We start from the raw sequence: 22,795 nt of genomic DNA, 5'->3' as shown, positions 1-22,795 counted from the left end.
GGGCGCAGGTCGGGTCGCGTGCCCTCAGGGGGTGAAGGCGAGGGACGCCGGCCGTACGGTGCCGGTCAGCCCGACGCGTATGTCGTTCACCCCCGCGACGTCAGTCGCGCACGGTGCGGGTCGAGCTGGGCACGCCCGCCGTCGCGGGGCCGCTCGGCCTGGTCGCGGGCGAGGAGCGCGTCCTGCCGCTCAGCGCGCGCTGACGGGGCCCGTGCTGTCGCGTACGGTCAGCTCCGGCGCGAGCAGGACGACCTCGTCGGTGCCGCGTCCCTCCAGCTTGGCGACCACCTGCTGGACGGCGTACCGGCCCATCTTCTGGGCGGGTACGGCGACGGAGGTGAGCGGTACGGAGGCGTGCGCGGCGACCTGGTCGGGGCAGATGGCCATCACCGAGACGTCCTCGGGGACCGCGCGGCGCTGCCGGCGGAGCAGGGCGAGCAGCGGGTCGGTTGCGGCCTCGTTCTGGACGACGAAGGCGGTGGTGCCGGGACGTTCGTCGTGGACGCGGGCGAGGGTGGCGGCGACGCCCGCGTAGCTGCCCTCGCAGCGGCAGCCGGTCGTCGTCGAGCTCCACGTCCATGAGGATCATCGCGTCGGCGAGGGCGCTGCCCTCGATGCGGCGTACGGCGGCGGTGGCCCTCCTCGCCGGTCAGCAGCAGGACGTCGTAACCGTGGGCGCGGGCGGTGGTGGCGACGGCGATGGCGATCTCCATCATCACCGGTACGTACATGTCGGTGCGGAGCGGGATCATCAGGGCGATGATGTCGGACCGGCTGCTCGCGAGCGCGCGGGCACCGGCGTTGGGGTGGTAGCCGAGCTGCTCGATGCTGCGCTGGACACGTTCGCGGGTGGAGGCGGAGATGGACCGCTTGCCGCTGAGGACGTAGCTCACCGTGCCGGCGGAGACTCCGGCATGCTGAGCGACATCGGCGAGGGTGACCATTCGGCTCTCCAGAACGGTGAGGTGGTGTGCCGAAGCGCTTCGACGACCGTCATGGAAGGGCCGGGAGGGCGGACGCCCTCCCGGCCAGGGCAGTGAAAGGGCTGTGCCCCGCGCCCCTATCCCGCCTTGATCCGCATGAAGGTGACGGAGTGCGCCGGGAAGGTGTACGTGAACTCCTCGCCGACCCCGCGCAGAGTCGTCTCCCGTGGCTGGACGGGTCGCGCCTCGGCGGTGTTCACGGCGTCCGGCGCGCCCTGGAGGGTGGTGAGCCGGGCGGTCGGGGCGACCTTCGCCGTACCGAGGTCGATACGGGTACGGGCGGGTGTGGCCTGGGCGTTGACGACCTTGACGACGAGGTCGCCGCCGTCCCGGGTCACCACCTGCCGGAAGGGTTCGGCCGCCTTGTCGTCGGTGAAGCTCCCCCACTTCTTCCCGTCGAGGTGGAGCGTGACCTGACGGCCGCGCACCTGTACGTGGACGTCGTACGTACGGCCCGTCTCGATGGTCGTGCCGTTCTCGGTCAGCGTCTCCTTGCCGCCGTCCACGGCCTTCTCGACGGCGGAGCGGGTGTTGTTCCAGCCGCCCAGGTTCCACCAGTAGTGGTTGCCGGTGTCCCGCACGCCGAAGGCGATGAGGAAGCCCTCGCGGCCGGACTTCTTGGTGGCCTTCAGGCGGAGGTCGTAGTCGTGCCAGCCGGTGTCGCCGGCCGTCACCAGGGTGTCCTCGGCGGCGGCGTCGGTCTGGACGAACGCACCGTCCTGGACTGACCAGTTACCGCGTCCGGCGGCCCGGGTCCAGCGCGTGTCACCGGCCGAGAAGTCGTCCTTCAGGAGCGTGGTGCCGTCCGCGGCGGTGACCTCCACGTCGTCGTACGCGGCGCTCGTCGCCCAGGTGGACAGGCCGACCGCGCCGGTGATGGGGCCGGAGACGGCGGGCGTGGTCGAGGCCCGGCTGGGGACGACCCGGTCGCCGGTGTTGTTCATGAACAGTTTCTGGACCTCGTAGCTGGTCGAGCCCCAGGAGCGGTGGTTGTCGAACCAGATCATGTCGGGCCGCCACTGGTTCTGGTGCACGTCGGCGAGGAGCGGCGCGTAGGAGGCGAGCTTGACGACGTCGGCGTTGCGCTCCAGGCCGGTCATGTAGGCGGCTTCGGACAGCGCGTTGAAGAACCGGTTGTCGCGTGAGGCGTACTCGCCGAGGAAGACCTTGGGGCCGTGGCGGTCGTAGGAGTCGTAGCGGTCGTTGTTCTCCAGGAACCACTGCGGGCTGTTGTAGTAGTGCTCGTCGACCATGTCGACGCCGGCCTCGCGGTTGAGCTGCCAGGCGCGGTCGAAGACGCCTCCGGCGTCGTCGGGTCCGGAGTTGCTGATCACGGTGATGTCCGGGTACTTCGCCTCGATGGCCTCGCGGAACTCGGTGAAGCGGGCGAAGAACTGGTCGGGCAGGTTCTCCTCGTTGCCCACGCCCAGGTGGGTCAGGCCGAAGGGCTTGGGGTGGCCCATGGCGGCCCGCTTGCGGCCCCACTCGGAGGTGACGGGCCCGTTGGCGAACTCGATCAGGTCGAGGGTGTCCTGGATGTGCCGCTTCAGCAGCGCCGGGTCGTCGGTGGCCTTGTTCTCGCCGCAGCCGGTGACGAGGGCGGGGACGACGGGCAGCGGCATCGCCCCGATGTCCTCGGCGAACTGGAAGTACTCGTAGTAGCCGAGCCCGTAACTCTGGTGGTAGCCCCAGAAGTTGGCGTTGACCGCCCGCTGCTCGACGGGGCCGATCGTGTCCTTCCACTGGTAGGAGCGGCGGCGCTCCCAGGTGGGGGCCTCGTACGCCTGGTGGCTGCCGGTGTTGACCAGGCAGCCGCCGGGGAAGCGGAGGAAGCCGGGCTTGAGGGCGGCGATCTTCTCGGCCAGGTCCTTGCGCAGCCCGTTCGGCCGCCCCTTGTAGGTGTCGCGGGGGACGAGCGAGACCATGTCGAGGCGTACGGTGCTGGGGCCGGCGCCGCCGCCGGCCGCGGTGACGGCGAGGCGGCCGCCGGTGGTGGACACCTTGGGGATCAGCGTGCCGGTGTACTTGGTCCAGCGGTCGCCGCGCACGGTGATCCCGAGCGGCGCGGACAGGACGGTGCCGTCGGCGGCCCGCAGCTCGGCGGTGAGGCGGGTGCCGGCGCCGTTGTCGGTGCGCGCCCAGACGGAGAAGTCGTACCGCGCGCCCTCCCGGAGGGCCATCCCGGCTCCGTAGCCGCTGTTGACGACCCCGAAGCGGGCGCCGGTACCGCCGGTTCCGGCGAGGCCGAGGCGGAGGTGACCGCGGTTGCGCTCGTTCAGCCGCTCGGCGTCGTCGACCACCTGGACGGTGCCGGTGGCGCCGCCGGTGGCGGTCTGCTGCCAGGCGGTGAGCGGCGTGTAGGACCGGTTGTCGGCGGGGCCGAATTCGAAGGAGCGGTTCTGGACGAGCTCGGCGTACAGGCCGCCGTCGGCGGCGTTGTTGATGTCCTCGAAGAAGACGCCGTACATGGTCGGGTCGATCGCCGGGCCGGGCCGGTCGGGACTGACCGTGAGCGAGTAGTCGGCCGGGGGCGGTGCATCGGCCCGGGTGGGGGCGGCCATCACCGTGCCCACCATCAGGGCCGCCAGCGCGAGGACGAGCCTCGGCCGTATGGATGCCATGTGTGTGCTCCTGGATTTCTTCAGTTGTTCGCGATGATCGCTCGACAAGAGCGTTCGATATATCGGACATTGACCAGGACTTCGAACAGGAAGATAGGGAGGACCGGTTGAGGCGTCAACCCACCGGGACGGCTCTGCGTCCGCCGCGACGGCTCCGCGCGCCGCCCGCTCGGCGCACCGGGACGTGCCGATGCCTTGGCGTTCCCACCTGGCGGGCTCGACAATGAGGGGGATGACGGACAACCGGGCACACAGCGGCGAGATCGGGCCCACCGAGCGGCTCGCCATGAACCGCACGGGCAGTTTCGACTGGGATCTCGACGCGGGCACCATCGACATCGACGAGGCGGGGCTCCTCGTGTTCGGCCTCGCGCCCGGCACGTTCGACTCCCGGCCCGCCTCCCTGGTGCACCGGCTCGAACCGGACGAGCGCGCCCGCCTGGACGCCGTGATCAAGGAGGCGCTGGTCAGCGGCCGGTCCTCGTACGCCGCGCGCTTCCAGATCCCGCTCGACGACGGGTCGGTCCAGTGGACGCACGTCCAGGCCCGCATCCTGCGCGACCGGGACGGACGGGCCCACCGGATCGTCGGGATCGTCCGGGACGCCACCTCCGAGATCACCCACTCCACGTTCGTGATGGAGCTGGAGAAGCGCAGGCAGCGGCAGACGAACATGGTGGAACGCACCACGCAGGCGCTCTCCCGCGCGGTGACGGTCGACGACGTCACCGCCGCGCTGACCGGCCCCGGGGGCCTCGCCCGGCTCGGCGCGGACGGCTTCGCGCTCGGTCTGGTGGAGAACGGCTCGCTGAACATCATCGCGCTCAGCGGCGAGTCCCTGGACGTCCTGGAACATTTGCGGATGCGACGCCTGGAGCCGGGGATGCCGCTGGCGGAGACGGTGCTGAGCGGGCGCCCGCTGTTCAGCAGCTCGTTCCAGGAGCTGATCAAGGACTATCCGGAGCTCGCCCCGTTCGCCGGGCGGCTGCGGTTCCGGGCGGCCGCCTATCTGCCGCTGGTCGCCCAGGCCCGCACGCTGGGCGGGATGGCGCTGTTCTACAAGGGGCGCACCGCCTTCAGCGCCGACGAGCGCAACCTCTCCCTCGGCCTCGCCGCCATCGTGGCCCAGTCGCTCCAGCGCGCCATCCTCTTCGACGAGGAGCGCGAGCTCGCCACCGGCCTCCAGGCCACGATGCTCCCCCGCCGCATCCCGGCCGTCGAGGGCGGCGAGATCGCCGTGCGCTACCACTCGGCGTGGAGCGGCCGGCAGGTCGGCGGCGACTGGTACGACGTGATTCCGCTGCCCCGCGGGCGCGTGGGTGTCGTGGTCGGCGACGTGCAGGGCCACGACACGCACGCCGCCGCCATCATGGGCCAGCTCCGCATCGCGCTGCGGGCGTACGCCGGCGAGGGCCACGCCCCCTCGACGGTGCTGGCCCGGGCGTCCCGGTTCCTCGCCGAGCTGGACACGGAGCGGTTCGCCACCTGTACGTACGCGCAGGTCGACCTGGACTCGGGCACGGTACGCGTGGTGCGGGCCGGCCACCTGGGGCTGCTGATCCGGCACACGGACGGGCGCGTGGGGCAGCCCAAGCTGCCGGGAGGCCTGCCCCTGGGCGTGGCGTCGGTCTTCGGGGACGAGGAGTTCCCCGAGACGCGGCTGGACCTGGTGCCCGGCGAGACGCTGGTGATGTGCACGGACGGGCTGGTCGAGCAGCCGGGCGCGGACATCGGGGAGGGGATGGCCGCGCTGGAGGCGGCGGTGAGCAGCGGGCCGCCGGGCGCGGAGGCGCTGGCCGACCACCTGTCGCAGCGGTTCTGGGAGCGGTGGGGGGCGGGCGACGACGTGGCGCTGCTGGTGCTGCGGCGCAGCCCGGACCCGGGTACGCCGCGGGCGCCACGCATCCACCAGTACATCCACCAGGCGGACCCGCAGGGCCTGTCGGAGGCGCGGGCGGTGGTGCGGCGGGCACTGCGGGACTGGGACATGCGCGGCTTCGCCGACGACGCCGAGCTGGTGACCGGCGAGTTGCTGGGCAATGTGCTCCTGCACACGGAGGGCGGCGCCGTACTGACCCTGGAGGTGCTGCCGGAACCGGTCCGGCGGGTGCGGCTGACGGTGCAGGACCGTTCCAGCGCGTGGCCCCGGCGCCGTACGCCCGGTGAGGCGGCCACGTCGGGCCGGGGGCTGCTGTTGCTGGACGCGCTGGCGCTGCGCTGGGGTGTCGAGCCGCGCGGCGAGGGCAAGGCGGTGTGGTGCGAGATCGGCCCGTCGTCACGGCCCGGCTAGCCGAGGAGGAACGCATGGACCCCGTCGAGGCACTGGACCGGATCGCCTTCCTGCTGGAGCGGTCACAGGCGCCGACGTACCGGGTGAAGGCGTTCCGCACCGCGTCGGCGGCGCTGTCGGCGCTCGGGGAGGGCGAGGCGGCGAAGCGGGCGGCGGCCGGGACGCTGGAGCAGCTCAAGGGGGTCGGGCCGAAGACCGCGCAGGTGGTGCGGGAGGCGCTGGCCGGGGACGTACCGGCCTACCTGAAGCGGCTGGAGAGCGAGGTGGGCGACGCGCCGCAGCGGGGTGCCGCGCTGCGGGCGGCGCTGCGCGGCGACTGCCACCTGCACTCCGACTGGTCGGACGGCGGCAGCCCGATCGACGCCATGGGGCGGGCCGCGGCGGCACTCGGCCACGAGTGGGCGGTGCTGACCGACCATTCGCCCCGGCTGACGGTGGCCCGCGGCCTGTCGGCGGAGCGGCTGCGGGAGCAGCTCGACGTGGTGGCCGCGCTGAACGAGACCTGGGCGCCGTTCCGGCTGCTGACCGGCATCGAGTGCGACATCCTGCTGGACGGCTCACTCGACCAGGACGAGGAGCTGCTGGACCGACTGGATCTGGTGGTCGCCTCGGTCCACTCCAAGCTGCGGATGGACGCGCCCGCCATGACGCGGCGGATGGTGCGGGCGGTGACGAATCCGCTGGTGGACGTGCTCGGCCACTGCACGGGCCGGCTGGTGGGCGGCAAGCGGCCGGAGTCGCAGTTCGACGCGGAACGGGTCTTCGCCGCGTGCGCCGAGTCGGGAACGGCGGTGGAGATCAACAGCCGCCCCGAGCGGCTGGACCCGCCACGGCGGCTGCTGCGGCAGGCCGTGGCAGCGGGGGTGTTCTTCGCGGTGGACACCGACGCGCACGCGCCGGGTCAGCTCGACTGGCAGATCCTTGGCTGCGCGCGGGCCGAGGAGTGCGGCGTACCGGCCGGCCGGGTGATCAACACCTGGCCGGCCGAGGAGCTGCTCACCTGGACCCGCACGCGCGAGGCGCCGAAGAGCGCCTGAGAGCGGCTAGCTGCCGGTGGCGCGGCGTTTGCGGACGGCCCAGAGGATGCCGCCGCCGGCCAGGACGACGGCCACCGCCGCGCCGCCGATCACGGGCGTGGCGCCGGACGAGCCGGTCTCGGCGAGGTCCCCGCCGCCGGGGGCGGGCGCGGACGGGGCCGGGGCGGAGGGCGGGGCGGACGGGGCCGGGGACGTCTCGGTGGGCGGCGTTTGACTCGGTGTGGCGGTGGGCGTGGCGGGCGGGCTGGTGGGCGGCGTGGTGCTGGGGGTGGGCGTCGGGGTGGGCGTGGAGTTCTCGCACACCGGGGCGGTCTTGGTCTCGTCGCGCGAGAACTGGTCGCCGTCGGAGGCCTTGACGACCAGGCGGACCGTCAGTTCCTTGTCGTGGTCGGGCAGCGGCAGCTTCTTGTGGAACTCCCGGCCGAACTTCTCGGTGGGCAGCAGGTCCTTGCCGTCCACGGTGACGGTCACCTCGTTGGGGGCCTGGTCCTGGTAGCCCGTGAGGTCGACCTGGACCTCGGAGCAGGTCACGGACCAGGAGGGGGTGTGGGCCCAGGCGGGAGCGGCGGCGAACACCGTGCCGGCCGCGCCGAGGAGCGCGGCGGTCACGACGGCGGCGGCGTTCCGCCTCGGTCCGGTGGGCAGGGGCATGGGGGGTTCCTCCGTACGGTTACGGGTGCCGGTACGTGGTCGTACGCCGCCACGACGTGCGGCGTGCCGCGCACAGTACTGCTCCCGCCGCCGGCCGCCGCACCCGCCCCCGTGAACTCCCCGTCCGTGCAGGTGGGTTGAGGTCGCCACAAGGGGCGCCGCATGAGTCGCTGCATGGTTCGCCGCAAGGGCCCGCCCTATCACGGGGGACGTACCGATGATCCGGTGTGGCGGCCCGGAAGGCCCTGGCTCGACCTTGCGGTATCCACGCGATGCCCGGCAGGACACGCTGCCCGTGCCCTGCGTTGCCCGTTTCTGGCATGAGGCGCGGACAACGCCCCCCGTAATAGCGGTTTCGCGGACCGCCAGCGCCCGGAAGGCGTGCCGATCAACTCGTCCAGGATGCAGGAATCCTCCGGGGATTTCTTCTGATGCTTCTTCGGTGAAAAAGCTTCAGCCACCACGTGTCCACCGGAGGCCGGATCGCGCCCCCTCACTCCTCCGGAGCGGCCGTCTCCTCCGTCATCCGCCGCCGTTCGGCGGACAGGGCCCACTGGTAGGAGAGCGCGGCCAGGGTGGGGGCGCCCCAGCGGGCGCGCAGCACCCCGAGCTCCTTGGTCAGGGTGCGCAGCCCGATGCTCAGGCGCCGGGCGGTGATGCGCTGGTCGACACCGGCCGCCGTGTCGATGAGGATCTCGCGCTGACGGTGCGTCAGCCCTGCCCCGCCGTCGGGGACGGCCCGCCGGGGGTCGCCGTGCCAGATGTCGGCGCGGCGCCAGGCGCCTTCGAACCCTTCGGCGATGAATGCCACCAGGGCGCGGTCCATCACGTGCCAGGCGGCATGCGTGGGGCTGGAGTTGACCACGTGGTCGGGGATGAACGCCTGGCGCCGGTCGACGACGACGCAGCTCTGGAACGGGGCGGCGAGCGTACGGAACTGGGCGCCCCGCGCGGTCAGCCGGGTCACCCGGTCGCGGGTCGCCGGATCGTCCCGTTCCCCGTCGCGGTACAGGGTGCGCACGCTCACCCCACGGGCCAGGGCGCGGGCGTCGCGGGCGAGGGCGGCCTCCATGGCGTCGTCGCCGCGCGGGCCGAGCGGCTGGGCGGTCAGCAGCTCGGTCTCGGCCTGGCCGACGGCCTCGCCGATCCGGGCGCCGACCTGCTCGGGCCCGGCGAGGAACTCGCTGCCCGCGCCGGAGCGCCACTTGGCGCGCTCGAAGTGCAGGGCGAGCTCGTCGGCGACGTCGGGTACCGCCGCCATCCGGGCCGCCCGGGCGGCCAGTTCGCGCAGCCCTTCGTCGAGCCGGCGCCGGCCCGCCTCCTGCGGGTCCAGGGCGATCGGCGCCTCGGGCCGGTCGGGGTCGACGGCGACCAGGCGCCACTCCAGCAGCTCACGCAGCGCGGCGCCGTCCGCCGGGCCGAGCGGCTCGCCCCTGGTGATCGCGGCGTACAGGGCCCTGGCGGCCGCCGACAGAGCGTCGTGCCCGCCTGCGCCGGCGGGCGGCACGGAATCACCGCGCACGGAATTGTCCTGGTCCATTGCCCTTGCCCCCGTTTTACGCCTGCGTGTGTGCGCCGTGCGCATGTACGCACCACGCGAATGCTTGATCGCTGACGCACAACGGGCCAGCGTACCGGTGTGGCCCTTCCGGGTACCTGTCCCGGATGTTCCCGGAACGGCCCACGGCACACCACGGCGGCCACGGCACAACCGGCGGCCGCCCCCTCGGGGAAGAAACGTCATGGACAAGGTTGCACTGCGTCTGCTGCTCAGCGAGCGCCGGGCGTCGATCACGCCGGAGAGCCACGGCCTGTCGCGCCCCACCCGGCAGGGCAGGCGGGCCCGGGGGCTCTCCCAGGCGCAGATCGACCAGATCCTGCACCGCGCCCCGGACACGTACGGCCGCCTGGAGTCCGGCCGTTACCCCAACCCGCCGGTCGATCTCCTCCAGGACGTGGCGAAGCTGTTCCGCATGAACGAGCAGGAGTGGATCGCGCTGTGGCGGTACGCGCTGGGCCAGGACCCGCCCCGCCCGCTGGACTCCCGCTCCGGCGAGGAGCTCCCGGGCGTGTGGCAGGAGATCCTCGACGGCATCTCGCACCCGGCGTACATCAACGACCGCTCCTGGAACCTGCTCGCCCACAACGCCCCCTTCGGGGCTCTCTTCCCGCACCGCCGGGTCCCCGCCAACACCATGCGGTGGATGGCCGTCGAGCCGGAGGCCCGTACCGTCCTGACGGACTGGGAGACGGCGTGGGCGCCCCTGGTGCTCCCCCAGTTGCGTGTCGCGCTCGCCGCCGACCCGTCCGACAAGACCCTGTGCGCGATCGAACAGGACGTCCTGGCCGACCCGGTGGCGGAACCCCTCTACGAGTCGGCGAGCGCGTACAGCCCCCTGGACGGCGACGAGCGGCCGCTGTCCCATCCCGAGCTGGGCCCGGGATGGGTGACGATGTGCGCGGCCCAGCCGCTGGCGGCCCCCGGATCGCGGCTGATCATGCTGGCCTTCCGCCCCGGCCCGCGCCGCCGCCGCGGCCGGCCCCCGGCGCTGCGCGCCCGCACCGACGACTAGGCGGGAAACGCCGCCTGGGGCACGACCTTGCCGACGCCTCCCATGGCCTGGGTGGCACGCCGGCTGATCTGCCACAACTGGCCTTCACGGTTGCTGACGTAGATCCAGCCGTTGACGGTGTCCAGCGCGAGACCCTCGCACGTCCCCAGGCCGGTGACGACCGTGCTCATCTCTCCGCCCGGCAGTTCGACGGCGATGAGCTGCCCGTCCGTCCAGTTGGCGACGTAGGCCTTGCCCGCCGCGTCGAGCGCGACTCCGTACGCGCCCGGGACATCGGCGATCTTGCGGGAGGAGCCGTTGGCGTGTGGTGCGGCGGGCCGCGGGTATGGCGGGGCGCGCGGGGTGTCCGGATCCAGGGTCCCGTGGCTGCCTGGGTGCTGCCGGGCCCACCTCTTCCGGCTCGATCTGTCCTCAGCCGAATGTTCGATCCGCGCGGCGCGGGTGTTCGATCATGGGTGGATGACTGCCTTCTACCATGTGTACTTCGCCGTGCCGGACCTCGAACGGGCGATGGTGGACTTCGAGCGCTCGGCCGGGGTCGGGTGGGGCGATCCGCTGTCCGACCGCCTCGGGGAGTGGGATTTCCGCATCGTCTTCACCACCGGCGGGCCGCCGTTCATCGAACTGATCGAAGGCTCGCCGGGCAGCCCGTGGGACGCGTCGGCCGGAGCGAGGTTCGATCACATCGGGTTCTGGTCCACCGATGTCCGGCAGGGTTCCCGGCGCCTGGCCGGGGCCGGCCTGCCGGTGGAGTTCTCCGGCTGTCCCCATGGGCGGCCGTTCGTCTATCACCGGGTGGACAGCATCGGTGCGCGCGTCGAGCTCGTCGACGTCGCCCGGCAAGCCCCATTCCTCGGCAGGTGGCGCCCCGGAGGCGAACCGATGCCGGCCATCGACGAGGCGCTCGGCGGGCCTCCGGAACCCGAGTGAAGCCCCGCCGGGGACGGGTACCCGGGCGCCGTGAGTCCGTCCTCGTCGCCGGAAGGGGCAGGCATCGTGCGCGATTCCGCCGAGTTCACGCGGTCCGCGAGCCATTTCACGGACCGGATCACCGCCGACGGCCGGGACGGCTGGCCGGTCGAGGCCGGGCGGTACCGGCTCGTGGTCAGCCGGGCCTGCCCGTGGGCGAGCCGCTCGCTGGTGGTGCGGCGGCTGCTGGGGCTGGAGGAGGCCCTGTCCGTCGCCGTGGCCGACCCGGTCCAGGACGAGCGGAGCTGGCGCTTCACCCTCGACCCGGACGGCCGGGACCCGGTGCTCGGCATCCGGTTCCTGAGCGAGGCGTACCACGCCAGGGAGAAGGGGTACGACGGCGGCATCAGCGTCCCGGCGGTCGTCGACGTACCGAGCGGCCGACTGGTGACCAACGACTACCAGCGCATCACCCTGGACCTGGACACCGAGTGGCGGGCCCTGCACCGCGAGGGCGCGCCCGACCTCTACCCGGAAGCGCTGCGGGACGAGATCGACGAGCGGATGGAGGGCATCTACCAGGACGTCAACAACCGGGTGTACAAGGCCGGGTTCGCCAAGAGCCAGGAGGCCTACGACGCGGCGTACGCGCGGCTGTTCGCCCGGCTGGACCAGGTCTCGGAGCACCTGGCCGGGCAGCGCTACCTGGTGGGCGACACGATCACGGAGGCGGACGTCCGGCTGTTCACCACGCTGGTCCGGTTCGACGCCGTGTACCACGGTCACTTCAAGTGCAACCGCAACAAGCTCACCGAGGACCCGGTGCTGTGGGCGTACGCACGGGACCTGTTCCAGACGCCCGGCTTCGGCGACACGGTGGACTTCGACCACATAAAGCGGCACTACTACATGGTCCACGAGGACATTAATCCGACGCGGATCGTGCCGCGCGGCCCGGACCTGCGCGGCTGGCGGGCCCCGCACCACCGCGAGGAGCTGGGCGGGCGCCCGTTCGGTGACGGTACGCCGCCGCCCCCTCCCCCGTCCGGCGAGGTCGTCCAGCCGCTGTAGCCGTGGCTAGGAGGCCGCCTGCCAGACGGTGGTGGCGTTGCAGAACTCCTTGATGCCGTGCCCGGACAGCTCACGCCCGTACCCGGAGCGCTTCACCCCGCCGAACGGCAGCGCGGGATGGGAGGCGGTCATGCCGTTGACGTACACGCCGCCCGCCTCCAGGTCGCGGACGAACCGCTGGACGTCCGCGTCGTCGCGGGTCCAGACGTTGGAGCTGAGCCCGAAGTAGGTGTCGTTGGCGACCTTCACCGCCTCGTCGATGTCCGCCACCCGGTAGAGCGTGGCGACCGGCCCGAAGGTCTCCTCCTGGTGGATGCGCATGGCGGGGGTGATGCCGGCCAGGACGGTCGGCTCGTAGAACCAGCCGCGCGGGTCACGGCGCTCGGGGCGGCGGCCGCCGCACAGCACGGTCGCGCCCTGGCGTACGGCGTCGTCGACGAGCTCCGCCAGGCCGTCCCGGCCGGCCTCGCTGGCGAGCGGCCCGACGTCGGTGGACTCCTCCATCGGGTCGCCGACGATGAGCGCCGCCATGCCGGCCGTGAAGCGCTCGGCGAAGGCGTCGTACACGTCCGCGTGGACGATGAACCGCTTGGCGGCGATGCAGGACTGGCCGTTGTTCTGGGCGCGGGCGGTGACGGCGACCTGGGCGGCCTTCTCGACGTCCGCCGACGGCATCACCACGAACGGGTCGCTGCCGCCGAGCTCCAGGACGGTCTTCTTGACCTCGTCGCCCGCGATGGCGGCGACCGAGCGCCCCGCCGGTTCGCTGCCGGTGAGGGTGGCGGCGGCAACCCGGTCGTCGCGCAGGATGCCCTCGACGGCGCGGGAGCCGACCAGCAGCGTCTGGAAGACGCCCTCGGGGTAGCCCGCCCGGCGGAAGAGATCCTCCAGGTAGAGCGCGGTCTGCGGGACGTTCGACGCGTGCTTGAGCAGCCCGACGTTGCCCGCCATGAGCGCGGGCGCGGCGAACCGGACGACCTGCCAGAGGGGGAAGTTCCACGGCATGACGGCCAGGACGGGGCCGAGCGGGCGGTAGTGCACGCGCGCGTGCGCCGCGCCGGCGTCCCGGACCTCGGCCTCGGGCGGGTGCTCGTCGGCGAGGAGCCGCTCGGCGTTGGCGGCGTACCAGCGCATGGCCTTCACGCACTTGGCCGCCTCCGCGCGGGCGGCCGTGAGGGGCTTGCCCATTTCGGTGGTCATCGTGCGGGCGATGTCCTCCTGGTCCGCCTCCAGCAGGTCGGCCGCGCGTTCGAGCAGGCGGGCCCGGTCGGCGAACGTGGTGGTGCGGTACCGGCGGAAGGCCGCGTCGGCGGCGGCCAGGCACCGCTCGATCCCGTCGGGCGTGAGCTCCTCGAAGGTCTTGAGCGTCTCGCCGGTGGCGGGGTTGACGGTCGCGATGGGCATGGGCGGATCCTCCTCGCAGTCGCTGTCCCGACCTTACGGCGGCGGGTTGAGCCAGGCCTCCCGGGTAACCCGTGCCGGTATGGCACACACAGGTGACGACAAGGAAAATGCGGCGGGGGTGAAGGGCAGGCGGGCGCCGGACGAGCCCACCGACCTGTCCGCCGGCTCCTGGCGAGCGGTACTCAAGCGGACCGGCAAGGAGTTCATGGACGACGAGCTCCCCGACCGAGCCGCCGCCCTGACCTATTACGGCGTGCTGTCGATCTTCCCGGCCCTGCTGGTCATGGTGTCGGTGCTGGGCATGATCGGCGACTCGGCGACACGCGCCGTCCTGGACAACCTCCAGCAGCTCGCGCCCGGCTCCGTTCGGGACATCCTCGGGGACGCGGTGCGCCAGCTCCAGGACAGCCCGGGGGCGAGCGGCGTGGTCGCGGCGGTCAGCCTGGTGGCGGCGATCTGGTCGGCGTCCGGGTACGTGGGCGGGTTCATCCGTACCGCGAACGCCGTGTACGACCTCCCCGAGGGGCGTCCGGTGTGGAAGCTGACCCCGCTGAGGGTCGGCCTGACCCTGGTGCTGATGGTGCTGCTCCTGGTGAGCGCGGTGATCGTGGTGTTCACCGGCCCGCTGGCGGAGCGCGCGGGCCAGGCCATCGGCCTCGGCGACGAGGCGGTCACCGTGTGGAACATCGCCAAGTGGCCGGTACTGATCGTCCTGGTGATCCTGATGATCGCCCTGCTGTTCTGGCGGGCGCCGAACGTCCACGGCCAGGGCTTCCGCTGGCTGAGCCCGGGCAGTGTGCTGGCGGTGCTGCTGTGGCTGCTGGCCTCGGGCGGTTTCGCGCTGTACGTGGCGAACTTCGGCTCGTACAACAAGACCTACGGCACCCTGGCCGGTGTCATCACCTTCCTGATCTGGCTGTGGCTGTCGAACCTGGCCATCCTGCTCGGGCTGGAGCTCGACGCGGAGCTGGCGCGCCAGCGGGCCATCAGCGGCGGCATGCCGGAGTCGGAGGAGCCCTACGTCGAGCCCCGGGACACCCGCAAGTGGCCCCCGGAGATGTCCCGCCGGCACGAGGAACGCTCGGACGACGAACGCTCCGACGAAGGCCCCGGGTGACGGCCGCCTTCACGCTCATGTGCCCCGCGGGGCGACGCGGGCCTCCTCCAGGTCGTGCAGGAGCTGCTGGAGCTCGGCCGCCAGGCCCCCGACCGACGTGGCGGTCTCGTCGTCCTGCTCGGTGAGCCGGGCCTTCAGGCGCCGCTGGGCCCCCCAGGCCCGCGCCAGGGCCTCGTCGCGAACACCGCCGTCCCGGCCGCCCGTACCCGCGCCCGCATCGGCCGGTGCGTCCAGCGCCGCGCAGTCCGCCTCGCACACGTCCGCGAGGGCGTGCAGCAGCGGCGGTACGTCCCCGAGGACCGTGTCCGGCGGCGGCCTGAGCCGGGGGCGGTCCCCCGCCGCCTCCGCGAGCATGCGGGTGAGCGCCGTGAGGTGGTCGGCGGCGCTCTCCCAGGCCGCGTCCCACTGTGTGGAGGGCAGTTCGGGAACCGGGCGGCGGATACGGCGCCCGGCCGGGTTGAGGCGGAGGCTCTCGCGGGTCCACAGCCGCGCCCTGCGGAGGTCGGCGAGCAGTTGCGGCAGCCGCCGGGCGCGCGCGTGCCACTCCTGGGCCTTAGGCCGGTCGTAGCCGCGCTCCATCTCGGCGGCCATCGCCCGCAGCAGCTCCGCGCCGTCCCTGGGCAGCCGGCACAGCGACTCGTGGGCGTGGCGCAGGTGGACGGGCGGCAGGATCAGCGCGTTGACGCCGATGCCGATGACCGCGCCGAGGAGCGTCTCCAGCAGCCGGTGCACGATGTCGAAGCCGCTGAACGAGCCGTACACCAGGACGAACAGCGCCGTGGTGGAGGCGTAGACACCCTGGTCCTCGAAGCGGGAGTAGTTGCCGAGCAGGGCGGTGACCGGCAGCACGACGGCCATCGCCGCCATGGTGTTGCCGGTCAGCCCGGCGGCCGCGGCGGCCAGGACGGTGCCGGTGGCGATGAGGACGACCTGCTGGACGCCGGTGCGCACCGAGCGGTAGACGGTGCTCTGTACGAGGGCGACAGCCGTCCAGGGCGCCATCAGCGCCAGCGGGGCCTGCCACCACCAGCCGGCCACCGCCCAGGCGAGGATCGCGGCGCCGGCGGCCTTGATGGACTGGACGGCCAGGTCCCGCTCCGGCCCGGGGCCGGTCAGCGCGCGCCGTACGGACCGGCCGACCGCCGCCGCCTCCCACCCTGCCCGGTGCCACAGCTCTCGCGCGCGGGCCGCGGGGCTCACGGCAGCGGGGTGCCGCCGGTGGCGTTGACGATCTCTCCGGTGATGTAACTCGCGCCGGACGAGGCGAGGAAGACGTACGCCGGCGCCATCTCCGCCGGCTGGGCGGGCCGCCCGAGCGGCGACTGCTTCCCGAACTCGGCCGTCTCGGGCATCGTCGCCGGGATGAGCGGTGTCCAGACCGGTCCGGGGGCGACCGCGTTCACCCGGATGCCGCGATCGGCGACCATCTGCGCCAGGCTGTGGGTGAAGTTGACGATGGCCGCCTTCGTCATGGCGTAGTCGAGCAGCGGCGGGCTGGGCTTGTACGCCTGTACGGAGGTGGTGTTGATGACGCAGCCGCCCCGGGGGATGTGCGGCAGCGCCATCTTGGTCAGCCAGAACATTCCGTACAGGTTGGTCTTCATCACCCGGTCGAACTGTTCGGTCGTGATCGCCTCGATGCCGTCCGGCTGGGCCATCTGGAAGGCGGCGTTGTTCACCAGGATGTCGATCCGCCCGAACTCGTCGGTGGCCCGCCGGATCAGGGCGCGGCACTGCTCCTCGTCGCGGTTGTCGGCCGCCATGGCGATGGCCTTGCGGCCGGACTCCTCGACGAGCCTCGCGGTCTCGCGTGCCTCGTCGGCCTCCTCGGGAAGGTGGGTGAAGAGGATGTCCGCGCCTTCGCGCGCGTACGCCAGGCTCACCGCGCGCCCGATGCCGGAGTCGCCGCCGGTGATGACCGCGACGCGGTCGACGAGCTGTCCGCTGCCCCGGTAGGACTCCTCGCCGTGGTCGGGCGGCGGGTCCATCGGGCCGGTCCACCCCGGGTGGGGCTGTTCCTGCTCGGGGAAGTCCGGCCGGGGGTGACGGGTGACGGGGTCCTGGGGCTCGCGGGGGTCGGTCATGGTCCGCCTTTCCGATCATCAGGGGTCGACTTCTCGCGTTCCCAAGACTTGACGACCGATGCGTTCGCCGCGAATCAGACGACGATCCGTGCCGAGGCGGCGGCGATGGGGACGTCGTTGATGCTCGCGTAGCGCTTGCGCATCAGGCCGTGCTCGTCGAACTCCCAGTTCTCGTTGCCGTACGCGCGGAACCACTGCCCGGCGGCGTCGTGGTACTCGTACGCGAAGCGCACGGCGATGCGGTCGCCGGTGAAGGCCCACAGCTCCTTGCGGAGCCGGTAGTCGAGCTCGCGCTGCCACTTGGCGGTGAGGAAGGCGACGATCTCGTCCCGGCCGCGCAGGAACACATCGCGATTGCGCCACTCGGAGTCCTCGGTGTAGGCGAGGGCGACCTTCCGGGGGTCACGGGTGTTCCAGGCCTCCTCGGCGAGCCGGACCTTCAGGCGGGCGGTCTCCTCGGTGAACGGCGGCAGGGGCGGGCGCACAGTGGTCTCCTCTCGGGCGAGAACGATCGTTCTCACCTGATCGAGTACCGTACGAGAACGATGGTTCTCACGCAAGGGAGTGGCGACATGGACACCGAGGCGGCCAGGACCCGGGTGCTCGACGCGGCCGAGGAGCTGTTCTACGGCCGGGGCATCCAGGCCGTGGGCATGGACGCCGTCCGGTCGGCGTCCGGAGTCACCCTGCGGCGCCTGTACCAGCTCTTCCCCTCCAAGGGCGCCCTGGTCGAGGCGTACCTGCTGCGCCGCGACGCCCGCTGGCGCGACAGCCTGGCCGCGTACGTGGACTCCCTGGACGCCCCGCCGCGCGAGCGGGTGCTCGCGGTCTTCGACTGGCTGCGAGGATGGTTCGAGGAACCGGGCTTCCGAGGCTGCGCGTTCATCAACTCCTTCGGGGAACTGGGCGCCACCTCGCCGGAGGTCGCGGAGGCCGCGCGCCGGCACAAGGAGGAGTTCCGGCGGTACCTCACCGAACTGGTGACCGAGGCGGGCGCCCCCGCCTCGACGGGGGCCCATGTCGCGCTGCTCGCGGAGGGCGCCATGGCCACCGCCGCCATCGCCGGCTCGTCCGCGCCCGCGCGGGAGGCGCGGGAGGCGGCGGCCCTGCTGCTGCGGCAAGTCCCCGCATAGAGTGCCCCGTTGTGAACAGACATGTGAATTTCGAGCGGCTGCACAACTTCCGGGACCTCGGCGGGTACGCCACGGAGGACGGCCGGCGCGTGCGGTGGGGGGCGCTGTTCCGCTCCGACTCCCTGGCGAAGCTGGCGGACGGGGACGGGGACAGGGGCGAGGACTGGGACCGCTTCCTCGCGCTGGGCGTCCGTACCGTCATCGACCTGCGCTACCCCTGGGAGATCGAGGCCAACGGCCGCGTCCCCGACCATCCTTCGCTGGCCTACCACAATCTCAGCGTCGAGCACCGGCCCTACAACCAGGCCGGCCTCGGCCCGGACGTCGAGCCCGGCCCGTACCTCGTCCAGCGCTACATGGAAGTGGCCCACGACGGCGTCAAGGAACTGCGCCGGGCCCTGGAGGTGATCGCCGGGGCGGAGGACGGCCCGGTGGTCTTCCACTGCGCGTCCGGCAAGGACCGCACCGGTCTGCTGGCCGCGCTCGTCCTGGCCCTGATGGGCGTGGACGAGACCGACATCGTCGAGGACTTCACCCTCACCGAGCTCGCCACCGAGCGGCTGGTCGCCGACTGGCGGGCCGCCCATTCCGGCCGCCTCCCGGACTGGCCCGGCTACGGCCGCGCGCCCGCCGACGTGATGCGCCTGTTCCTGGCCGCCCTGGCCGAACGGCACGGTTCCGTACGGGACTACGCCACGGGCCTGCTGGGCGTCGACGACGAGCTGGTCGCCGCCCTGCGCGCCCGCCTGCTCGAACCGGCCGGGGAGCCGCCGCTGTCCTTCCGGCGCGCGGACGAGCGCGACCTGGCTGAGCTGGTCCGGCTGCGTGACGAGGCGGCGCGCCGGCTACTCGCCCGGGGCATCGACCAGTGGAAGCCCGGGCAGCTCGGCGAGGACCACTTCCGGGCGCGCCTGGCCGACGGCGAGGTCTGGATCGCCACGCTCGGCCCCGGCGGGCCGGTGGCCGGGGCCTGGGAGCTGTGGTGGGACGACCCCGCCGCCTGGGGGCCGCAGCCCCCGACGGCCGGTTACGTCCACCGGCTGATGACCGACCACCGCACCGGCCCGCCCGGCACCGGACGCCGGATGCTCGCCGAGGCGGAACGGCGCGTCGCCGCCGCCGGGCGGAGCCTGTGCCGGCTCGACTGCCTGGCCGGCAACGCGCGGCTGCGCGCCTACTACGAGGCGGCGGGGTACGAGGCCGTGGGCGAGCAGCCGGCCAAGGACGGCGGCGCGGGCCACACGTACGCGGTCACGCTCCTGGAGAAGCGGCTCCGGCTCCCGTAGCCCTTCCGACGGCTCCGGCTCCGTAGCCCTTCCGACCCGGCCGAACCGGTGAATCGGCGCCGGGCCGCGCATGCGGCACCACCCTTCTCGCAAGGACACCTTGAGGGTTCCGCTCTGCGAAAGGATGGAGATGCGCCTTGCCCATTCCTCACTGGGGGCCGCCGCGCTGGCCCTGGTGCTGAGCACCACCGGCTGCTCGCCCGCCCAGGAGCGGCCGTCCGCCTCCTCCGCCCCGCCCGTGGCCGCGCCCGCGCCCGAGGCGGAGGGGGCAGCCGGGACGTGCCGCGCCCCAACGAAGAAGAAACGTCACTGCATGCGCGTGCCCCGCCCCCACCAGGCGCAACGGATCGTCACCATCGACGTCCTGGCCGGCTTCACCGTCCGGGCGGCCCGCGAGGCGGGCGGCGAGCGCACCGTGCGCGCCCGGATCCGGCAGGCCGTCACCTCCGCCTCCCAGGCGTTCGCCGCCGGCGCCGTCCACGCCCGCCTCCGGCTGCTCGGCGTCGTGCGGGCCCCGGTGCCCACCCGGCTGGACCGTTCCGGGGCCGGCCTGCTGAAGGCGGTCGCGCGGCGCGGCGACGGCGTGGCCGACCACCTGCCCCGCCTCCGGGACAGCGTGGGGGCCGACCTGGTCACGGTGGTGACCGGCAGCAAGGGCGCCGCCGGGCTCGCCAACCGGCCCCGGCGCGTGACGTCCCGGACCAGCGGCCACGGCTACAGCGTCGTCGCGCAGAAGGCCCTCGCGCACCACTCCCTCGCCCACGAGATCGCCCACAACCTCGGCGCCATGCACGACTACGTGACCGCGCCCCGGGGGGTGAACAGCGCGCGTGGCTACTTCCCGCCGTCGGGCAGGTGGTCGACGCTGGAGGCGTACGAGTCGAGCTGCCGCAGGGCGACGGGCGGCCCCTGCCGGCGCATCAACCGCTACTCCAACCCGCGCCAGACCTACCGGGGTGAACGGCTCGGTACCCCCCTGGGGCAGCCGAGGCCCGCCGACAGCGTGCGCACCTTCAACGCCGTGGTCCGCATCGTGGCCGACTACCGCCGCCGACCGGGCCGGTGAGCAGGGGGTCGGAGGCGGCGCCAGGCCCGGAATTTCGCACTTCCCAGGCGTATGTCGGGCCGGAAAGATAAAATTCCCCTATGGGAGAGCGGCCACAAGTGCCCACCGCGCCCGAGCTGGTCCTCGACATCGACGGGGACTCCACCGTGATGAGTCCGAGTCGGGAGTACCGCATCGGGCGTGACCCAGCGAGCGACATTGTGCTGGCGGACGCCCGGATCTCCTGGCACCACGCGGTGCTGCGCCCCGAGGGCGGACGGTGGACCGTACAGGACGAGGGCAGTACGAACGGCACCTTCGCCGAGGGCAGACGCGTCCAGGTCTGGGGCGTGGGCCCCGGCAGCGTCATCCACTTCGGGCATCCGGCGGACGGGCCCTGCGCCCTGCTGTCGGCGCCCGAGGAGGCCGCGCCGCCGGCCCCGCCTCCGGAGCCCGAACGCCAGGCACCCTCCTGGGAACAGGCGCCCCCTTCGCCGTCCTGGTCGCAGGCACCCCCCTCGCCGGCCTGGGAGCAGGCCCCGCCCGCGTCCCCCGCCCCGTCCCCCGCGCCGCGGCCGTCCTCGGTGTCGATGCCCGCCGCCACCGGAACGTTCCGGCAGCCGACCTCCGTGCGCCCGCTGCCGGCCCGGACGGTACGCATCGGGCGCGGCCCCGACAACGACCTGGTCGTCGACGACCTGACGGTCTCCCGCCGGCACGCCGAACTGCTCGCCCAGCCGGACGGGACGTACTGGATCCACGACCTCGGCAGCCACAACGGCACGTTCCTCAACGGCCAGCCGGTCACCCGGGCGCGGGTGACGCCCGACGACATCGTCGGCATCGGGCACTCGGCGTTCTGCCTGGTCGGGGCCCAGCTCGTGGAGTTCACCGACACCGGCGAGGTGTCGCTGGACGTACAGGACCTGGCGGTCACGGTGGACCGGGGCCGCAAGACCCTCATCGACGAGGTGACCTTCCCCGTCGGGGAGAAGTGCCTGCTCGGCGTCGTCGGGCCCAGCGGTTCGGGCAAGTCCACGCTGCTCAACGCGCTCACCGGGCTGCGCCCGGCCGACCGGGGCACGGTCCTGTACGACGGGCGTGACCTGTACCGGGACTACGCCGAGCTGCGCCGCCGTATCGGCCTCGTACCGCAGGACGACATCCTGCACCTCCAGCTCACCGTGCGGCGCGCCCTCGCGTACGCCGCCGAGCTGCGCTTCCCCGAGGACACCGCCCGCGCCGAGCGGCAGGCCCGGGTGGACGAGGTGATCGCGGAGCTGGGCCTCGGGCAGCGTGCCGACCAGCCGATCCACAGTCTGTCCGGCGGGCAGCGCAAGCGGGTCAGCGTGGCGCTGGAGCTGCTGACGAAGCCGTCGCTGCTGTTCCTGGACGAGCCCACCTCGGGCCTCGACCCCGGGATGGACCGGTCGGTGATGCACATGCTGCGCGGGCTCGCCGACGACGGCCGTACGGTCATCGTCGTCACCCACAGCGTGCTCAGCCTGGACGTCTGCGACCGGCTGCTGGTGCTCGCGCCGGGCGGGCGGATCGCGTACTACGGGCCCCCCGAGGACGCCCTGGGCTTCTTCGGCTTCGCGCAGTGGCCGGAGGCGTTCGAGGCGTTCGAGAACGACCGGGACCGCGACTGGGCGGGCGGCTACCGCGCCTCCCGGCTGCACCAGCAGTACATCGCGGGCGCCATGCAACGGCCGCCGCTGCCGGACGGCCAGGCGGCCGCCGCGCCGCCGGCCCCGCCACCGAAGGCCCAGAGCTGGGGCGCCCAGTTGCGGACCCTCGTACGGCGGTACGCGGCCGCGCTGAGCGCCGACCGGACGTTCATCGCCATCATGATCGCGCTGCCGTTCGTGATGGGCGCGATGGCCCGGGCGCTGTCCGAGGGCGGATTCGGCCGCGAGTCGACGATGAACGTGCTGCTCATCCTGTGCGTCGGCGGTGTGCTGACGGGCGCCGCCAACGCGGTGCGGGAGCTGGTGAAGGAGCGCACGATCTACCGCCGGGAGAGAGCCGTCGGCCTGTCCAGATCGGCGTATCTGATGTCCAAGGTGGTGGTGCTCGGCCTGATCACGGTCGTACAGGCCGTCGTGCTGACGCTGGTCGCGCTGATCGGCATCCCGCTGAACGCCCCGGGCGGCAAGGGCGTGCTGATGCCACCGCTGATCGAGATCACGCTGGCCGTGGCGCTGCTGTCGTTCACGGCGATGATGCTCGGCCTGTTCGTGTCCGCGCTGGTGCGCAAGGAGGAGGTCACCATGCCGCTCCTGGTGCTCCTCGCGATCGTCCAGGTGGTGTTCTGCGGCGGCCTGCTGAAGATCCACGGGTCGCTCGTCCTGGAGCAGTTGTCGTGGCTCATCCCGTCCCGGTGGGCGTTCGGGGCGATGGGCTCGACGGTCGACATCCGGCGGCTGTCGCCGACCGGCAAGACGGCGGACCCGCTGTTCGAGCACACGATGGCGACCTGGCTGCTGGACATGGGGATGCTCGTGGTGCTGTCCGTCGTCCTCGGGTTCGTGGTCGCGAGGCTGCTGCGCCGGCACGAGCCGGTGATCATGCGAAAGTAGGCACCCTTC

Annotated in this window: 18 protein-coding genes and 1 pseudogene; 10 read left to right on the top strand and 9 right to left on the bottom strand. The window is 72.8% G+C overall.

Translation table 11 applies throughout. The features are described from left to right. Positions 1-189 precede the first annotated feature (189 nt). Together AB0J57_RS07475 and AB0J57_RS07470 are read right to left on the bottom strand one after the other, a co-directional pair. Positions 190-944, bottom strand: a pseudogene (locus AB0J57_RS07475) (LacI family DNA-binding transcriptional regulator). Positions 945-1,060: 116 nt separating this feature from the next. Further along, a complete protein-coding gene (locus tag AB0J57_RS07470; RefSeq protein WP_366127176.1) occupies positions 1,061-3,559 on the bottom strand; it encodes an alpha-L-arabinofuranosidase C-terminal domain-containing protein in 2,499 nt (832 codons plus the stop codon). Positions 3,560-3,836: 277 nt separating this feature from the next. On the opposite strand from AB0J57_RS07470, the gene AB0J57_RS07465 reads away from it, so the two are divergent. Beyond that, the gene (locus AB0J57_RS07465; protein WP_366127053.1) at positions 3,837-5,894 is read left to right on the top strand and encodes a SpoIIE family protein phosphatase; all 2,058 of its coding nucleotides are present in this window, start codon (positions 3,837-3,839) and stop codon (positions 5,892-5,894) included. A 14-nt stretch (positions 5,895-5,908) separates the two neighbouring features. After that, positions 5,909-6,931 carry a PHP domain-containing protein gene (locus AB0J57_RS07460; RefSeq protein WP_366127052.1) on the top strand — a complete coding sequence of 341 codons (1,023 nt, stop codon included), beginning with the start codon at positions 5,909-5,911 and terminating at the stop codon, positions 6,929-6,931. Between the two features lie 6 nt (positions 6,932-6,937). Here AB0J57_RS07460 and AB0J57_RS07455 read toward each other — a convergent pair whose 3' ends face one another. Next, the gene (locus AB0J57_RS07455; RefSeq protein ID WP_366127051.1) at positions 6,938-7,582 is read right to left on the bottom strand and encodes an LAETG motif-containing sortase-dependent surface protein; all 645 of its coding nucleotides are present in this window, start codon (positions 7,580-7,582) and stop codon (positions 6,938-6,940) included. Positions 7,583-8,075: 493 nt separating this feature from the next. Beyond that, complete coding sequence (locus AB0J57_RS07450) at positions 8,076-9,104, bottom strand: hypothetical protein (RefSeq protein WP_366127050.1); 1,029 nt, start codon at positions 9,102-9,104, stop codon at positions 8,076-8,078. A 220-nt stretch (positions 9,105-9,324) separates the two neighbouring features. Here AB0J57_RS07450 and AB0J57_RS07445 point away from each other — a divergent pair, with 220 nt between their 5' ends. Further along, positions 9,325-10,155, top strand: coding sequence for a helix-turn-helix domain-containing protein (locus tag AB0J57_RS07445; protein ID WP_366127049.1), 831 nt, complete (start codon positions 9,325-9,327; stop codon positions 10,153-10,155). Here the strand turns inward: AB0J57_RS07445 and AB0J57_RS07440 are convergent. Then, positions 10,152-10,325 (bottom strand): hypothetical protein, encoded by a 174-nt coding sequence (locus AB0J57_RS07440; RefSeq protein ID WP_366127048.1) that lies wholly within the window; start codon positions 10,323-10,325, stop codon positions 10,152-10,154. The genes AB0J57_RS07445 and AB0J57_RS07440 overlap by 4 nt on opposite strands. A gap of 289 nt (positions 10,326-10,614) precedes the next feature. Here AB0J57_RS07440 and AB0J57_RS07435 point away from each other — a divergent pair, with 289 nt between their 5' ends. Both AB0J57_RS07435 and AB0J57_RS07430 read left to right on the top strand, forming a co-directional pair. Next, positions 10,615-11,085 (top strand): VOC family protein, encoded by a 471-nt coding sequence (locus tag AB0J57_RS07435; protein ID WP_366127047.1) that lies wholly within the window; start codon positions 10,615-10,617, stop codon positions 11,083-11,085. A gap of 30 nt (positions 11,086-11,115) precedes the next feature. Next, positions 11,116-12,135, top strand: coding sequence for a glutathione S-transferase C-terminal domain-containing protein (locus tag AB0J57_RS07430; protein WP_366127046.1), 1,020 nt, complete (start codon positions 11,116-11,118; stop codon positions 12,133-12,135). 6 nt (positions 12,136-12,141) lie between these two features. Here AB0J57_RS07430 and AB0J57_RS07425 read toward each other — a convergent pair whose 3' ends face one another. Further along, the gene (locus tag AB0J57_RS07425; RefSeq protein WP_366127045.1) at positions 12,142-13,539 is read right to left on the bottom strand and encodes an NADP-dependent succinic semialdehyde dehydrogenase; all 1,398 of its coding nucleotides are present in this window, start codon (positions 13,537-13,539) and stop codon (positions 12,142-12,144) included. Positions 13,540-13,618: 79 nt separating this feature from the next. Here AB0J57_RS07425 and AB0J57_RS07420 point away from each other — a divergent pair, with 79 nt between their 5' ends. After that, on the top strand, positions 13,619-14,656 hold the full coding sequence (locus AB0J57_RS07420; RefSeq protein WP_366127044.1) for a YihY/virulence factor BrkB family protein: 1,038 nt from the start codon (positions 13,619-13,621) through the stop codon (positions 14,654-14,656). A 15-nt stretch (positions 14,657-14,671) separates the two neighbouring features. On the opposite strand, the gene AB0J57_RS07415 is transcribed toward AB0J57_RS07420, so the two are convergent. The 3 genes from AB0J57_RS07415 to AB0J57_RS07405 all read right to left on the bottom strand — a co-directional run bounded on the left by AB0J57_RS07415 (position 14,672) and on the right by AB0J57_RS07405 (position 17,261). Continuing rightward, positions 14,672-15,856, bottom strand: coding sequence for an aromatic acid exporter family protein (locus AB0J57_RS07415; RefSeq protein WP_366127043.1), 1,185 nt, complete (start codon positions 15,854-15,856; stop codon positions 14,672-14,674). Further along, a complete protein-coding gene (locus AB0J57_RS07410) occupies positions 15,853-16,740 on the bottom strand; it encodes an SDR family oxidoreductase (protein ID WP_366127042.1) in 888 nt (295 codons plus the stop codon). Before AB0J57_RS07410 ends, AB0J57_RS07415 begins: the two co-directional genes overlap by 4 nt. 74 nt (positions 16,741-16,814) lie before the next feature. Then, complete coding sequence (locus AB0J57_RS07405; protein WP_366127041.1) at positions 16,815-17,261, bottom strand: nuclear transport factor 2 family protein; 447 nt, start codon at positions 17,259-17,261, stop codon at positions 16,815-16,817. Positions 17,262-17,312: 51 nt separating this feature from the next. Here AB0J57_RS07405 and AB0J57_RS07400 point away from each other — a divergent pair, with 51 nt between their 5' ends. From AB0J57_RS07400 to AB0J57_RS07385, 4 genes are all read left to right on the top strand, one after another. After that, positions 17,313-17,873, top strand: coding sequence for a TetR/AcrR family transcriptional regulator (locus AB0J57_RS07400; RefSeq protein WP_366127040.1), 561 nt, complete (start codon positions 17,313-17,315; stop codon positions 17,871-17,873). A gap of 11 nt (positions 17,874-17,884) precedes the next feature. Beyond that, positions 17,885-19,159, top strand: coding sequence for a tyrosine-protein phosphatase (locus AB0J57_RS07395; RefSeq protein ID WP_366127039.1), 1,275 nt, complete (start codon positions 17,885-17,887; stop codon positions 19,157-19,159). A gap of 130 nt (positions 19,160-19,289) precedes the next feature. Continuing rightward, the gene (locus AB0J57_RS07390; protein WP_366127038.1) at positions 19,290-20,225 is read left to right on the top strand and encodes a reprolysin-like metallopeptidase; all 936 of its coding nucleotides are present in this window, start codon (positions 19,290-19,292) and stop codon (positions 20,223-20,225) included. Positions 20,226-20,305: 80 nt separating this feature from the next. After that, on the top strand, positions 20,306-22,786 hold the full coding sequence (locus AB0J57_RS07385; protein ID WP_366127037.1) for an FHA domain-containing protein: 2,481 nt from the start codon (positions 20,306-20,308) through the stop codon (positions 22,784-22,786). Positions 22,787-22,795: the final 9 nt, after the last annotated feature.

Source organism: Streptomyces sp. NPDC049837 (assembly GCF_040674455.1).
Classification (GTDB): Bacteria; Actinomycetota; Actinomycetes; order Streptomycetales; family Streptomycetaceae; genus Streptomyces.
The sequence above is the reverse complement of the archived record's forward strand: the minus strand, read 5'-3'. Positions and strand labels throughout refer to the sequence as shown.